The organism is Streptomyces sp. CNX435 (assembly GCF_059570575.1).
Genome location: NZ_JCANTA010000029.1, coordinates 18,006 through 30,844, shown reverse-complemented (window position 1 = coordinate 30,844; position 12,839 = coordinate 18,006). Strand labels below are relative to the sequence as shown.

Here is a 12,839-nt window from a genome sequence, read left to right as displayed (position 1 = left end):
GACCCACGCGCGGAGCCGCGACCAGCGCCGGAGCCGGGTCCTCGACCAGGGCTGCCACCGAGGCCGGGGCCGGGAGCGGAGACGGGTCCGAGTCCGGGACCGGGACCGCGTCCGGCGGCGGGAGCGGAGACCAGTCCGAGTCCAGGCCCGGGACCGCGACCGGCGGCGGGCGCGGAGACCAGTCCGTGACCGAGACCGGGACCGCGACCGCGTCCGGTGGCGAGACCGAGTCCGCGACCGGGACCGGCGCCCCGGCCACCCTCGCCGCCCCGGCCGCCCCCGGCCGCCGCTGGGACCTCCTGGCCGCCGGCCTCGCCGCCGTGCTGGTCGTGGCGGCCGTCGTCGTCGGCCGGGCCGTCAACGACGACGACGTCCTGCACGTGAACTGGCCGCCGCTGTCCGCCGGCTGGATGCCGCACTACGGGCCCGGCACCCCCGCGGCCCTCGCCGTCGCCGCCGCCGTCGTCGCGTACGGGCCCGCGCTCGCCGACCGGCTGTCGTGGCGGCGGCTGCTCCTCGCCACGTGGGCGGCGGCCATGGCGTGGATCTGGTCCCTGGCGCTGGTCGACGGCTGGCGGGACGGGGTCGCGGAGCAGCTGACGCAGACGAACGAGTACGCCAAGCCGGAGACCATCGCCCGTTTCGCCGACCTGGGGCACGCCGTACGCACCTTCACCGACCACATCCTCAAGGAAGCCCCGGACAACTGGCCCGCGCACATCGCCGGGCACCCGCCCGGCGCGATCCTCACCTTCGTCGGCCTCGACCGGGTGGGGCTGGACGGCGGGGCGTGGGCCGCGGTCTTCTGCCTCACGGTGGGCGGGTCGGCGGCGGTCGCGGTGCTCGTGGCGCTGCGGGCGCTGGGCGGCGAGGAGCGCGCGCGGCGGGCGGCGCCGTTCCTGGTCCTGGGGCCGTGGGCGATCTGGGCCGGGGTGTCGGCGGACGGGTACTTCGCGGCGGTGGCCGCATGGGGCCTGGCGCTGCTGGCGCTGGCGGCGACGCGCACGGCCCGGCGCCCGGCGGTGGCGGCGGCGGGCGCGGGGCTGCTGCTGGGGTGGGCGGTGTACCTCTCGTACGGGCTGACGCTGCTGGTGCTGCCGATGGCGGCGGTGCTGTGGTGCGCGGCCCGCGGCGGGCGCGGGGGCGCGGTACTGCGGACGATGCCGTGGGTGGTGCTGGGTGCGCTGCCGGTCGCGGTGGCCTTCACGGCGGCGGGCTTCTGGTGGTGGGAGGGGTACACGCTGCTGCACGAGCGCTACTACCAGGGCTTCGGCGGAGAGCGACCGTACAGCTACTGGGTGTGGGCGAACCTCGCGGTCGCGGCGCTCAGCGCGGGCCCGGCGGCGGTGGCGGGCACCCGCCGCGCGCTACGCACCGCCTGGCCCGCTCGCCGCCGGGCCCAGACCACCGCCGGTGCCACCGGGCCCGCCCGCTCCCGCCCCGCCGACGACACCCTCCCGGCGGCCCCGCCGGGCACCCGACGCCGACTCACCCCCGCGTACGCCCTGGCGGTCATGGCCGTCGCCGGGCTCGCGTGCATCGTGGCGGCCGACCTCTCCGGGCTCAGCAAGGCCGAGACGGAGCGCATCTGGCTCCCCTTCACCCTCTGGCTGCTCCCGGCCGCCGCCCTGCTCCCGGCGCGCGACCACCGCGCGTGGCTGGCGGCGCAGGCGGCGGTGGCGCTGGCCGTGAACCACCTGCTGATCACGAGCTGGTAGCGGGGGGCGCCCGTCCCGGCCCTGCTCCCAGGGGCCTCACCCGGCCCCGGCCGGATGTCACCGGCACGGCGTACCGTCGTACGTATGTGCCGAAGCATCAAGACCCTGCGCCCCCCGTACGCCGACACCGTCACCGACGACGACATGCGCGCGGCGGCTCTGCAGTACGTACGGAAGATCTCCGGTTTCCGCCACCCCGCGCCGCACAACGCCGAGGCGTTCGACAAGGCGGTGGAGGAGATCGCCGAGGTGACGCATGAGCTGCTGGACTCGCTGGTCGTCCGGGGCGGCAAGGGCGCGGCGTAGCGCGACGGTTTCCGGCGGCCCCGGCGCCGGCCTTCGGCGGCGTCCCGAGGGCGAGTGAGGGATCCATGGCGGCGTGCGCGTGACCCGCGCCCCCTGGCAGGAGTACCCGAGGGCCAGGGGGCGGGAGTTCAGTGACCGGGGTGTCTGCGGATGAGGACGTTGGCGTCGCTGACGGCGGACAGATCCCCCACCGCACGCGCCGCGGTCCGCCCTTCGGCCAACTCGGCACACCGCGCGCATCCGGCGACCGGGGGCGGCTCCGCGAGCGGCCATCCGTCGGGCGGGTCGTGCAGGTCGGTGCTCACTGCCGCGCCCTTCGCGGCAGCGGCGCCGTCACGGTGATCCGCCCGTGGCCCAGTTCGAGGTCGTTCTCACCGCCGGTGGTCATGCAGTACCCACCGGCCTGGTGGACCCCGAGCCGCAGGATGGCGCTGGCCTCCCGGTCCCGGCTGATCCGGTCCCACGAGTCGACCAGGCACACGGCGCGCGCGGCGGCCTGCCGCATGGAGTGCGCCATCGCGTCCCACTGCGGTCGCGGCCAGTTCGTCAGCGCATGGTCGCCCCGGTCGACCCACTCCCCGGCGATCACCCAGTTCTGCTCGACGGCGTACCGGCGGCATCGCGTTATGCGCTCGTCCAGAGCGGCGGTCGCCAGCGTGGCGTGCCGGTCGTAGAGGAACGCGAGCGCGGGCCGGGCGGGTGTGCCTGGGGAGGGGGTTGCCATGATGCTCTACCTGTCGTCGGTGATCAGGTCGTCACCGACCGTAAGGCAGCCGCAGGGATGGTCACCATGGCACTCTGCCCCGCCCCCCTGCGGCGGGTGCCAAGGAACGCTACATCGGGGTTCCCAACGCGTCGGCCAGCTCGCGCATTTCCGGCGTCAGCGTCCGTCGGCCTTCGATCACGCGGCCCATGATGTCCTGCGCGTACCTCTGCGCCGTGATCCACTGCGGCGCCTCGTCGTGAATCCGGTACAGGATGTCCATGCACGCCGCCTCGTTATGCAGACGCAGATGCGCGTCAGCGACATCGAGGAGGTGCCTGCAGCGGCCGGACTTCCCGCCTCCAGGAGCAGGCCGCCATGTCCGCACCGCCTCGTGCAGCCGCAGCACACGCTCCGGGCGGCGCTGAATCGCTGCGTGCTCGGCCCGCTGCTGTGTGACCGTGATCGGCCCGAAGTGCCGCATCTGGTCCGGGCCGCCGACCACCTCCCGGCCCAGCCTCACCGCAGCAATCTGCGCCAGGCGCAAGGCATCCGCGGCCTCTGTCGGGCGGTTGTCCCGCACCGCCGCGGCCGCTGCACGCTCCTGCAGCCCTCCCCACACCACCAGTTGCTCCGTCGTCGCAATAGACATACGCGGCTCGACATCGTCAGCCCAACGCGTCGCCAGCTCAGCTACTTCCGTCAGCCGGCCGCGACGGAGCATCTGCTGACACTGCGCTACCACCGCCGCGCCGCCCTCCCACTCGTCGGCCGCCGTGTCGAGGGCCTGCTGCGCGGCATCGATCGCCGCGCCGTGCTGCCGCACCTGCCCCAGGTACGACTTGCACAGGTGCATGACCTGATACCGCAGCCGACGCCCCGAGGCGGTGTCCTCCAAAGCCTGCACATCCCGGATGAGCGCGGGCAGCATCCGCCCGAGGTCCATGTACAGCTCGCGGGCGAACAGGGCTCGGCCCCCGGCGAGTGCCCCCTGAATGCCAGACTCAGTCGGGGGTTCGGGGAGTTGGGGCAGCGACGCGTGCAGCGCTTCCACGACCGACTGTGAGGTCTCGTCCTTGAGTGGCGGTACCCACGGCGTCGATTCTGCAGTGAGCAGGCGCGTGGTCGGTACGTCGAGCACCTTGGCGAGCTGGTGCGCTGTCTCCAGACGTACCGAGCACCGCTCCCCTTGCTCCAGTTTCCGTACAAGGGATACGGACAGGTCAGCAAGGCTGGCAAGTTCCCTCTGCGTAAGTCCGCGGCGCTTCCGTACCGATCGCAGCCGGTCGCCGATGTGCTCTTCGGGGTGATCGGGCATACTGACTCCCGTTCTGAGGTGACACCAGAACCGTACCCGCGTGGCACCCCGCGAGTACCACGCGAACGACCCCATCACCCGAGGCCGTTCACCTTCCCGGCTCCGCCAGGAGCGGCCACCCCGCGGACGGTTACGCCGCGGAGTCCGCCTCTCCCAGGACCAGCATCACGTGCTCGTCCTCCCCGTTCCACTCCGTCGTGCCCGTCCGCCGGAAGCCCAGCCGCTCCAGCAGCCGCACCGAGCCCACGTTCCCCACGTACGGATCCGCATGCAGCGGGCGGTGCCGCTCCAGCTCCAGGAACCGGCCCACCGCCCGCGTGCCTATCCCCCGGCCCCAGAACTCCCGGCCGAACACATAGCCCAGGAACCGCCGGTCCCCGTCCCACCAGGCCACCACGTTCCCCGCGACGCGCCCGTCGACCTCCACCGTCTGCACCAGGCCCGTCGGGTCCCCCATGACCCGCTCCCGCCAGTGCGTCAGGAAACGCTCCCGCTCGCGCGGCGGGAAGTGCGACCGCCGCACGTTCTCCGGGTCGTGCTCGTGCGCGAGGAAGACCTCCAGGTCCTCCTCGGCCACATCTCTCAGCCGCAGCTCCTCCGTCATGCCCCCGAGTCTGGCACCCCCCACTGACAACGCCCCCGCCACACTTGCTGAAGCCCTGAATCGCTGCTTCAATCCTTCCCATGCCCTACCGCCGCACCCCCGCCGTCCAGGCGCGGCTGGACGACCGGCGGCGCGCCCTCCTCGACGCCGCCCGCGCGCTGCTCGCCGACGAGGGCTACGCCGGCTGTACGGTCGCCGCCGTCGCCGCCCGGGCCGGCATCGCCACCGGCAGCGTCTACGGCCACTTCCCCAGCAAGTCGGTGCTCGCCGTCGAGCTGTTCCGCAGCGTCGTCACCGCCGAGGTCGAGGCCGTGTCCGCCGCCGCGCGGCGGCCCGCCGACCCCGCCGCGGGCGTCGCCGCCGCCGCGGAGACGTTCGCGCGCCGGGCGCTGAGCCGCCCGCGGCTGGCGTACGCGCTGCTCGCCGAGCCCGTCGACACCGCCGTCGAGGCCGAACGCCTCGTCTTCCGCCGGGCGTTCCGCGACGTGCTCGCCGCGCGCATCGCCGAGGGCACCGCCTCCGGGCGGCTGCCCCGGCAGGACCCGCGGCTGACCGCGGCCGGCCTCGTCGGGGCGTGCGCGGAGGCGCTGATCGGCCCGTTGTCCGGCGCGGCGACGGGGGCCGCCGGCGGCCCGGAGGGCCGGGCACCGGGTGTCCCCGGCCAGTACGAAGACACCTCGGGCCCGTACGCCCCCGACCCCCGCACCCCCGATCCCCACACCCCCGGCCCCCACACCCCCGATCTCCGCACCCCCGGCCCCCGCACCCCCGCGCGCCTCGCCGCCTTCACCCTCCGAGCCCTGGGAGTCCCCCATGCCGACGACGAGCCATGACGTCACCAACCAGCCCCCGCCCCTCACCTCCTACGACGTCGCCGCCTACCCCGCCCTCCTGGAGTCCCTCCGCGCCCACGGCGCCGGCTGGGCCGAGGCCGAGGTGCGCGAGCTGGGGCTGCTCGCCGGCGGTACGCAGGCGCAGGAGTGGGCCCGGCGCGTCGAGGAGCACCCGCCCGTCCTCCGTACCCACGACCGTTACGGCCACCGCGTCGACGAGGTCGAGTTCCACCCGGACTGGCACGAGCTGATGCGTACCGCCGTCGCCCACGGCCTGCACGCCGCGCCCTGGCGGCAGCGCACCCCCGGCACCCCCGGCGCGCATGTCGCGCGCGCCGCCAAGCTCTTCGTCTGGGGCCAGACCGACGCCGGTCACCTGTGCCCCGTCTCCATGACCTACGCCGCCGTACCGGCGCTGCGCACCTCACCGGACCTCGCCGCCGCGTACGAGCCCCTGCTGACCTCCGCCGACTACGACTTCGGGCTCCGTCCGCCCACCACCAAGGCGGGCCTCGTCGCCGGCATGTCGATGACGGAGAAGCAGGGCGGTTCCGACGTACGCGCCAACACCACCCGCGCCGTTCCCGTCGCCGACGGCGCCGGGCTCTACGCCCTCACCGGCCACAAGTGGTTCACCTCGGCGCCCATGTCGGACGTCTTCCTCACCCTCGCGCAGGCGCCCGGCGGCCTGTCCTGCTTCCTCGTCCCGCGCGTGCTGCCCGACGGCACCCGCAACGCCATCCGGCTCATGCGTCTTAAAGAGAAGCTCGGCAACCGCTCCAACGCCTCCGCCGAGATCGAGTACGAGGGCGCGATCGGCCACCTGATCGGCGAGGAGGGCGCGGGCGTGAAGACCATCATCAAGATGGTCAACATGACGCGGCTGGACTGCGCGCTCGCCACCGCCGGCGGCATGCGCCTCGGCATCGCGCAGGCCCTCCACCACGCCACGCACCGGCGGGCGTTCGGCGCCCGCCTGACGGACCAGCCGCTGATGCGGAACGTGCTCGCCGACCTCGCCGTGGAGGCGGAGGCGGCGACGATGGCGAGCATGCGGCTGGCCGGCGCCGTCGACCGCGGCGAGACCGGCACGGCCGATGAACAGGAGGAGCTGTTCCGGCGGATCGGCCTGGCCGTGACCAAGTACTGGGTGTGCAAGCGCGGTCCGGCGCACGCCGCCGAGGCGCTGGAGTGCCTGGGCGGCAACGGCTACGTCGAGGAGTCCGGCATGCCGCGGCTGTACCGGGAGGCGCCGCTGCCGTCGATCTGGGAGGGCTCCGGCAACGTCGCCGCGCTCGACGCGCTGCGCGCCATGGCCCGCCGGCCGGAGACGGTGACGGCGTTCTTCGCCGAGGTCGACGCCGCCGCGGGCGCCGACGCCCGGCTCGACGCGGCCGTCGTACGGCTGCGCAAGGATCTGGCGGACGTGACGGCGGCGGAGTACCGGGCGCGCCGGGTGGTCGAGTCGATGGCGCTGGTGCTGCAGGGCGCGCTGCTGCACCGGCACGGCGACGCGGCGGTGGCGGACGCCTTCTGCGCGGCGCGCCTCGACGGCGACGGCGGCGGGCTGGCGTTCGGCACGCTGCCGCCGGGGGTGGACACGGAGGCGATCCTGCAGCGGGCGCGCCCGGCGGGGGGTTCGTACGGCGGGAGCTGAGGCTGCGGCGGCGGCGTTCCGCGCGGTACGGGCCCGGGGCCCGTGCGGCTCGTACGGTACGAACCGGGAGGTCTCGCCGCTCGTACGGTACGAACCGGGAGGCCTCGCCGCTCGTACGGTACGGACCGGAGGCCTCGCGCGGCTCGTACGGTACGTGTGCGGGCGCCCCGTCCCGTACAGGCCCGGTCCGCCGCCCGTCGCGGGTCAACTCCCGTTCACCGCGGGAACCCTGTGCAAGTCGCCCCGCGGCGTCAATACTTCGGTCCATCCTGCACGCCGCACCAGGGGAGGGAACGACCGTGTCCGCCTACTCCAGACGCCGCGCCGTCGCCACGCTGTCAGCCGCCGTCGCCGGCGGCGCGCTCGCCGGGGGGCTCCCCTCGTACGCGCACGCCGCCGGCCGCGGGCCCGCACCGCTCAGACGGGCACACGCGCACAACGACTACCTCCACGAGCGCCCGCTCCTGGACGCGCTCGACCACGGCTTCGCCAGCGTCGAGTCGGACATCTGGCTGGTCGACGACCAGCTCCTCGTCGCCCACGACGAGGCGCAGCTCGACCCCTCCCGTACGCTCCAGGGCCTCTACCTGGACCCGCTGGCACGACGCATACAGGCCAACGGCGGCCGCGTCTACCGGGGTCACGACCTCTCCCTGCAACTGCTCATCGACCTCAAGACCGCCGGCGACCCCACGTACCGCGCGCTGTCCGAGGTGCTGCGCGGCTACGGCTCGATCTTCAGCTCCGCCGCCGGCGGCCGGGTCCGCCGCCGCGCGGTGACCGCCGTCATCTCCGGCGACCGCGGCGCCCGCGCGCCGATGGAGGCCGAGAAGCTCCGCCACGCCTTCTACGACGGCCGCCACGACGACCTCAACACCGGTGTCCCCGCGTCGTTCATCCCGCTCATCAGCGGCAACTGGAACTCCAGCTTCACCTGGCAGGGCACCGGCACGATGCCGGCCGCCGAGCGCAACTGGCTGAACCTCATCGTCCACACCGCCCACCAGCAGGGCCAGACCATCCGCTTCTGGGCCACCCCGGACACCCCGGGCCCGGCCCGCGACAACCTGTGGAGCACGCTGCTCGACGCAAACGTCGACTGGATCAACACCGACGACCTACCGGGCCTGCAAACCTTCCTCCGCAACCACGACTCCTGACGCCCCGCCGCCACGCCCCCCGCGCCGCGACCGCGGCGCGGGGTCATTTCCGGTCCGCTCGGCCGTGCGTACATCCCCCATCCACACCCGCCGGCCGAGCTCGTCCAACTCCTCCTTGAGCTCCGATGACCGCAACCAGTGTGATCCTGTTCAGCCCGGCGTCCTCGCTCAGGTGCAGCCGGCGCGGCGGGAACTGCATGGTGGCCAGACGACATCTTCGTGCTGGTCGTGGATGCCCGGCTAAGCCAGTTCCCGAAGCGCGCCCCGGACGGCGCGCACCATGCGATCCGGCCGCTGGAACACCTCCCTCGCCGTGAACCGCAGCACCCGCCGGACCGTGGGACAGCGCACGAGCGCATTGAATCTCTCGACATCGTTCTCATGCGCGGCGCGGCTGCCGTGGAAGGCGTACCCCTCGATCTCGACAACCAGCCCGGCCACCGGAAAGAAGAAGTCCACCCGCATCCGCCGGCCATGCGGCTCCGAGAACGACACCTGACTCCGCGGACGCAACCCCGCGTCCCACATCCTCAGCCGGGCCACGGTCTCGGCCGGCGACCCGGCCAGCGGATCGATGAGCCCCATCCGCTCGCCGGTGCGCTGGAAGCCGCGCCTGTGCCCGTACATCCGCAACGCCTCCGCGAGATCCTGCACGTCGATGAGCCTGCCCCGATGGCCCGGATGGCCCTGGTGACCCGGGCGGCCCGGGCGGCCCCGAGCCGTCCTCTGCGCGGCCGTCCCGCCCAGGCCTCCGGCGCCGCCCGACACCGGTCGTCGGGTGAGCGCGGACTCCACCGCTACAAGGCACTCGTCCCGCGATGCCGTCATCAGCAAGTCGGCGAGCGTCCGCACCACGGTCGTCACCCGCAACCCCGCAACCCTCGTCACCTCACCCTCCGCCAGCGGGATCCGGTGCAGCACGCCCGCACCGGCCGGACGCTGCCGGCTCCGCGCGTTGGTGAACTCCGGCCGTGCAGAGAGCACTTCGATTCCGTGCACCACGGCTGCTGCGCTGTGACTCACCACGAGATCCGGCCCGCCCAACTGCTCGGCTCTCAGACGCAGACCGAAGTCGACGACTCGCCCACGCTCGACCCACACGCCGCGGCGCACCGACCGCCACCCGCCCCTGCGCAACTCGCGCTTCAGCCCGTCCGCCGTCCATCCCGCCGCCGCGGCGCCAGCGGTAGACAGCAGCCCATCGTGCTCAGCCGCCAGCTCGCGCAGCGGCCTCTGTCCCCCCGTCATGTCGGCAGCTTGCCGCAGCCGGAGGCGGGGCCGCATCACCCTGTGGATAACCGGTCTGTCTGACCAGTTGAGGGCCGCCTCATGTCCGAAACACCCGATTTTTTCGCCCTCAACTGGCCAGACCAAGGGTTTCCGCCTACGGCCGTGTCCGATCTCGCCTGTGTGCCGCAGGTGCACCAGCGGTGGGCCGTCCGGAGCGAGCTCCACTTCGGCTCCGGCGATGCCGAGATCCGCGACGCGAGGAGGCGTCCCGTTCGTGCCATGTCCGCCGCTGGCCCTTGGGGTACCTGCCGGGGTGACCACCGGGTCTCACACGACGTACGCCCCCGCCCGCGCCGCCACCGCCGCCGCCTCCGCGGCGCGGTCGGCGGCGGCGGCGTCGAGGGGGTCGCCGCTGGCCAGTAGGCGGTAGTACAGGGGGGCGGAGACGGCGCGGACGACCTCGTGGGGGTTCGTGCCGTCGGGGAGTTCGCCGCGGGCCACCGCCTGTTCGACGCAGGGGGCCCACTCGGCGATGCGGACCGCGTAGAAGCGGTGCAGGGCCGCCGCTGTGCGGTCGTCGCACGTGGCCGCCGCGATCACCGCGCGGAACAGCGCGCCCTGCCGGGGGTCGGTGAGGGTGCGCAGGACGAGGTGGGCGTTGGCGCGCAGGTCGCCGAGGAGGGTGCCGGTCTCGGTACGCGGTACGGACTGCTCCGCCATGTCGGCGAGCAGGTCGGCGATGAGCCCGGTGGCGGAGCCCCAGCGGCGGTAGACGGTGGTCTTGCCGACTTCGGCGCGGCGGGCGACGTCGGCGAGGTCGAGGTGGGCGAAGCCCTGCTCGGCCAAGGCGTCGCCGGCGGCCCGGAGCACCGCCGCCCGTACCCGCGCGGTACGGCCGCCGGGCCGGAGGGTGCCGGGATCGGGTTCGGGATCGGGATCGGGACTCGACGGGGCCGGCAGCATTAACGGGTCTCCAGTTTCATTAGCTTGCCATCCTCTGCTACCTTCCAGGTTAACGGGACGGATGACCCGTTAGCTCTTCGAAGGGAACCTCCATGCCCGTGCTCGGCCAGGGCACCGCAGCGCCCGCCGCCCCCGCCCTCCGCATGACCGGACGGCAGAAGCTCGTGCTCACCCTCCTCCTCGGCGCCCAGTTCATGGTCGCCGTGGACTTCTCCATCCTCAACGTCGCGCTCCCCGTCATCGGCGCCGGCCTCGGTTTCCCCCTCGCCCACCTGCAGTGGATCGCCACCGCATTCGCCCTCGCCGCCGCCGGCTTCACCCTCCTCTTCGGCCGCATCGCCGACCTCTTCGGCCGCAAGCGGCTCTTCCTCGGCGGCATGGCCCTGCTCGGCCTGTCGTCCGTGCTCGGCGGCCTCGCCGCCTCCCCCGGGATGCTGCTCGCCGCCCGCGTGCTCCAGGGCCTGGCCACCGCCGCCGTCGTTCCCGCCGGGCTCTCCCTGCTCACCACCGCCTTCCCGGAGGGCCCGCTGCGGCAGCGGGCCCTCGGGCTCAACGGGGCGCTCATGTCCGCCGGGTTCACCGCGGGCGCCGTGCTCGGCGGGCTGCTGACCGACCTGCTCTCCTGGCGCTGGGCGTTCCTGGTCAACGTCCCCGTGGCCGCCGCGATACTCGCTCTCGCCCCCGCCGTCATCGCCGACTCCCGCCCCGCCGGCCGGCCCCGGCTCGACCTCCCCGGCGCGGTCACCGTCACCGGCGGTCTGCTCGCCCTCGTCTACGGGCTCACCCGGGCCGGCGAAGCCGGCTGGACCCGGCCCGGCACCCTCACCGCGCTCGCCGCCGGCGCCATATTGCTCACCGCCTTCTGGTTTATCGAGCGGAGCGCGCAGAAGCCGCTGGTGCCGGTACGGATCCTCAAGCGGCCCACCGTCGTGTGGGGCAACGCCGCCGGGCTCGTCGCCTTCCTCACCGAGACCTCCCTCGTCTTCCTGCTCACCCTCTATCTGCAGGAAGTCCTCGGCTACACCCCGCTCGCCACCGGCCTCGCCTTCGGCGTCCTGGGCCTGGGCACGGTGCTCGGCGGCACCCTCGGCGGGCGCGTCATCGGCCGCGTCGGCAGCCTCGCGGCGATCGTCTACGGCGGCGTGGCGCAGGCCGTCGCCACCGCGGCGCTGCTCGCGCTCGGCACCTCCGGCGGATGGATCTGGCTGCTGCTCGCGGCGACGTTCGCCGGCGGGGTCGGCAACATGCTGATGATCGTCGGCTTCATGGTCACCGCCACCTCCGGCCTGCCCGACTCCGAGCAGGGGCTGGCCACCGGGCTCGCCACGATGACCCAGCAGATCGGCATCACCATGGGCATCCCCGTGATGAGCACCATCGCCACCGCCCGCATCGCCGCCGCCGAGGGCGCCGGCGGGTCTGGGCCGGAGGCCGTGCTGTCCGGGGTCAGAGCCGCGGTCGGGGTCAACGCCGCGCTCGTGCTCGCGGGGGCGCTGGCCGCCGGGGCGCTGCTCGGGCGGCCGGAGAAGCGGCCGGAGAAACCGACGACGCCGGGGAGATGAGTTGCGTACACCCGTGCCGTGCCGTGCCGTCTGCGGTCTCGGCGCCGCCGTCGCACGCTGCACGGTCATGTCGGAGTCGGCGCCCCGGCGCCGACCGGGGCTGAGCAACGCAACCGCCGGCATGGCTGCGGCGGTGGCGCCTAGCGTGGCGCGTACGGCGCCGGGCGTCAGGCCGCCGCTCGCGGGGTCAGCACCCGCTCCACCGCGTCGCGCGTCAGCTTCCGCAGCGCCGCCGCGTCGTCCAGGTCGTTGCCCACCACGAGCCCGTCGCGCAGCACCAGCAGGATGTCCGCCGTACGCTCCGCGTCCGGGTGCCCGTCCGCCGCCAGCAGGTCCCGCACCAGCCCGCGGAACCACCGGCGGTACTCCGCCACCGCCCGGCGCACCGGGTGGTCCGGGTCGGGGTACTCGGCGGCGGCGTTGATGAAGGGGCAGCCGCGGTAGCCCGGGCCCGCGCCGGCCTCGCCGATGTAGTCGTAGACGGCCAGCAGGGTGGCCCGCGGGGGGCCGCCCGCGAGGGCCGCGGCGGCGCGCTGCTGGCGCCGGCACTGGTCGGTCACGTACGCCGCGACCAGGTCGTCCTTCGTACGGAAGTGGTGGTAGAAGGTCGCCTTCGCCACGCCCGCCTCGGCGATGATCCGGTCGACGCCCACCGCGTGTACGCCCTCGGCGTAAAAGAGCCGCGTCGCCGCGTCGAGGACGCGGCCGCCGGCGGGAGCCTTCGTAGTGGCGGTCACACCTTGACCGTACCAGACAGATCTGTCTACTATGAGGGTTGGGCTAGA

Annotated in this window: 13 protein-coding genes; 6 read left to right on the top strand and 7 right to left on the bottom strand. The window is 74.0% G+C overall.

The features are described 5' to 3' along the window. The first annotated feature begins 185 nt into the window (after positions 1-185). On the top strand, positions 186-1,718 hold the full coding sequence (locus T328_RS31830) for a hypothetical protein (protein WP_496499706.1): 1,533 nt from the start codon (positions 186-188) through the stop codon (positions 1,716-1,718). An 84-nt stretch (positions 1,719-1,802) separates the two neighbouring features. Beyond that, complete coding sequence (locus T328_RS31825) at positions 1,803-2,024, top strand: DUF2277 domain-containing protein (RefSeq protein WP_496499705.1); 222 nt, start codon at positions 1,803-1,805, stop codon at positions 2,022-2,024. A 128-nt stretch (positions 2,025-2,152) separates the two neighbouring features. Here T328_RS31825 and T328_RS31820 read toward each other — a convergent pair whose 3' ends face one another. The 4 genes from T328_RS31820 to T328_RS31805 all read right to left on the bottom strand — a co-directional run bounded on the left by T328_RS31820 (position 2,153) and on the right by T328_RS31805 (position 4,649). Further along, positions 2,153-2,329, bottom strand: coding sequence for a hypothetical protein (locus T328_RS31820; protein ID WP_496499704.1), 177 nt, complete (start codon positions 2,327-2,329; stop codon positions 2,153-2,155). Beyond that, the gene (locus T328_RS31815; RefSeq protein WP_496499703.1) at positions 2,326-2,748 is read right to left on the bottom strand and encodes a recombinase family protein; all 423 of its coding nucleotides are present in this window, start codon (positions 2,746-2,748) and stop codon (positions 2,326-2,328) included. Before T328_RS31815 ends, T328_RS31820 begins: the two co-directional genes overlap by 4 nt. A gap of 109 nt (positions 2,749-2,857) precedes the next feature. Beyond that, positions 2,858-4,045: a helix-turn-helix domain-containing protein gene (locus T328_RS31810; RefSeq protein ID WP_496499702.1), complete on the bottom strand. Its 1,188-nt coding sequence runs from the start codon at positions 4,043-4,045 to the stop codon at positions 2,858-2,860. Between the two features lie 130 nt (positions 4,046-4,175). Next, complete coding sequence (locus T328_RS31805; RefSeq protein WP_496499701.1) at positions 4,176-4,649, bottom strand: GNAT family N-acetyltransferase; 474 nt, start codon at positions 4,647-4,649, stop codon at positions 4,176-4,178. Between the two features lie 80 nt (positions 4,650-4,729). Between T328_RS31805 and T328_RS31800 the strand changes: the two genes are divergently transcribed. The 3 genes from T328_RS31800 (at position 4,730) to T328_RS31790 (ending at position 8,299) form a co-directional block, all read left to right on the top strand. Beyond that, complete coding sequence (locus tag T328_RS31800) at positions 4,730-5,482, top strand: TetR family transcriptional regulator (RefSeq protein WP_496499700.1); 753 nt, start codon at positions 4,730-4,732, stop codon at positions 5,480-5,482. Next, entirely contained in the window at positions 5,463-7,139 is a 1,677-nt protein-coding gene (locus T328_RS31795) for an acyl-CoA dehydrogenase family protein (RefSeq protein ID WP_496499699.1), read from the top strand. The genes T328_RS31800 and T328_RS31795 overlap by 20 nt, the downstream gene beginning before the upstream one ends. 299 nt (positions 7,140-7,438) lie before the next feature. Continuing rightward, positions 7,439-8,299 (top strand): phosphatidylinositol-specific phospholipase C/glycerophosphodiester phosphodiesterase family protein, encoded by an 861-nt coding sequence (locus tag T328_RS31790; protein WP_496499698.1) that lies wholly within the window; start codon positions 7,439-7,441, stop codon positions 8,297-8,299. A 240-nt stretch (positions 8,300-8,539) separates the two neighbouring features. On the opposite strand, the gene T328_RS31785 is transcribed toward T328_RS31790, so the two are convergent. Together T328_RS31785 and T328_RS31780 are read right to left on the bottom strand one after the other, a co-directional pair. Continuing rightward, positions 8,540-9,547 carry an endonuclease domain-containing protein gene (locus tag T328_RS31785; protein WP_496499697.1) on the bottom strand — a complete coding sequence of 336 codons (1,008 nt, stop codon included), beginning with the start codon at positions 9,545-9,547 and terminating at the stop codon, positions 8,540-8,542. A 309-nt stretch (positions 9,548-9,856) separates the two neighbouring features. Then, a complete protein-coding gene (locus T328_RS31780) occupies positions 9,857-10,492 on the bottom strand; it encodes a TetR/AcrR family transcriptional regulator (RefSeq protein ID WP_496499696.1) in 636 nt (211 codons plus the stop codon). 92 nt (positions 10,493-10,584) lie between these two features. On the opposite strand from T328_RS31780, the gene T328_RS31775 reads away from it, so the two are divergent. Continuing rightward, positions 10,585-12,054 carry an MFS transporter gene (locus T328_RS31775; protein WP_496499695.1) on the top strand — a complete coding sequence of 490 codons (1,470 nt, stop codon included), beginning with the start codon at positions 10,585-10,587 and terminating at the stop codon, positions 12,052-12,054. Positions 12,055-12,221: 167 nt separating this feature from the next. Here T328_RS31775 and T328_RS31770 read toward each other — a convergent pair whose 3' ends face one another. Continuing rightward, positions 12,222-12,791, bottom strand: a complete 570-nt coding sequence (locus T328_RS31770) for a TetR/AcrR family transcriptional regulator (protein ID WP_496499694.1) — start codon at positions 12,789-12,791, stop codon at positions 12,222-12,224. Between the last annotated feature and the right edge of the window lie 48 nt (positions 12,792-12,839).

Excerpts from the sequence above, each read along its gene's own strand:
- T328_RS31795 (WP_496499699.1), top strand. The coding sequence starts at position 5,463 with ATGCCGACGACGAGCCATGACGTCACCAACCAGCCCCCGCCCCTCACC.
- T328_RS31815 (WP_496499703.1), bottom strand. The coding sequence starts at position 2,748 with ATGGCAACCCCCTCCCCAGGCACACCCGCCCGGCCCGCGCTCGCGTTC.
- T328_RS31805 (WP_496499701.1), bottom strand. The coding sequence starts at position 4,649 with ATGACGGAGGAGCTGCGGCTGAGAGATGTGGCCGAGGAGGACCTGGAG.
- T328_RS31775 (WP_496499695.1), top strand. The coding sequence starts at position 10,585 with ATGCCCGTGCTCGGCCAGGGCACCGCAGCGCCCGCCGCCCCCGCCCTC.
- T328_RS31780 (WP_496499696.1), bottom strand. The coding sequence starts at position 10,492 with ATGCTGCCGGCCCCGTCGAGTCCCGATCCCGATCCCGAACCCGATCCC.
- T328_RS31785 (WP_496499697.1), bottom strand. The coding sequence starts at position 9,547 with ATGACGGGGGGACAGAGGCCGCTGCGCGAGCTGGCGGCTGAGCACGAT.
- T328_RS31800 (WP_496499700.1), top strand. The coding sequence starts at position 4,730 with ATGCCCTACCGCCGCACCCCCGCCGTCCAGGCGCGGCTGGACGACCGG.
- T328_RS31810 (WP_496499702.1), bottom strand. The coding sequence starts at position 4,045 with ATGCCCGATCACCCCGAAGAGCACATCGGCGACCGGCTGCGATCGGTA.
- T328_RS31825 (WP_496499705.1), top strand. The coding sequence starts at position 1,803 with ATGTGCCGAAGCATCAAGACCCTGCGCCCCCCGTACGCCGACACCGTC.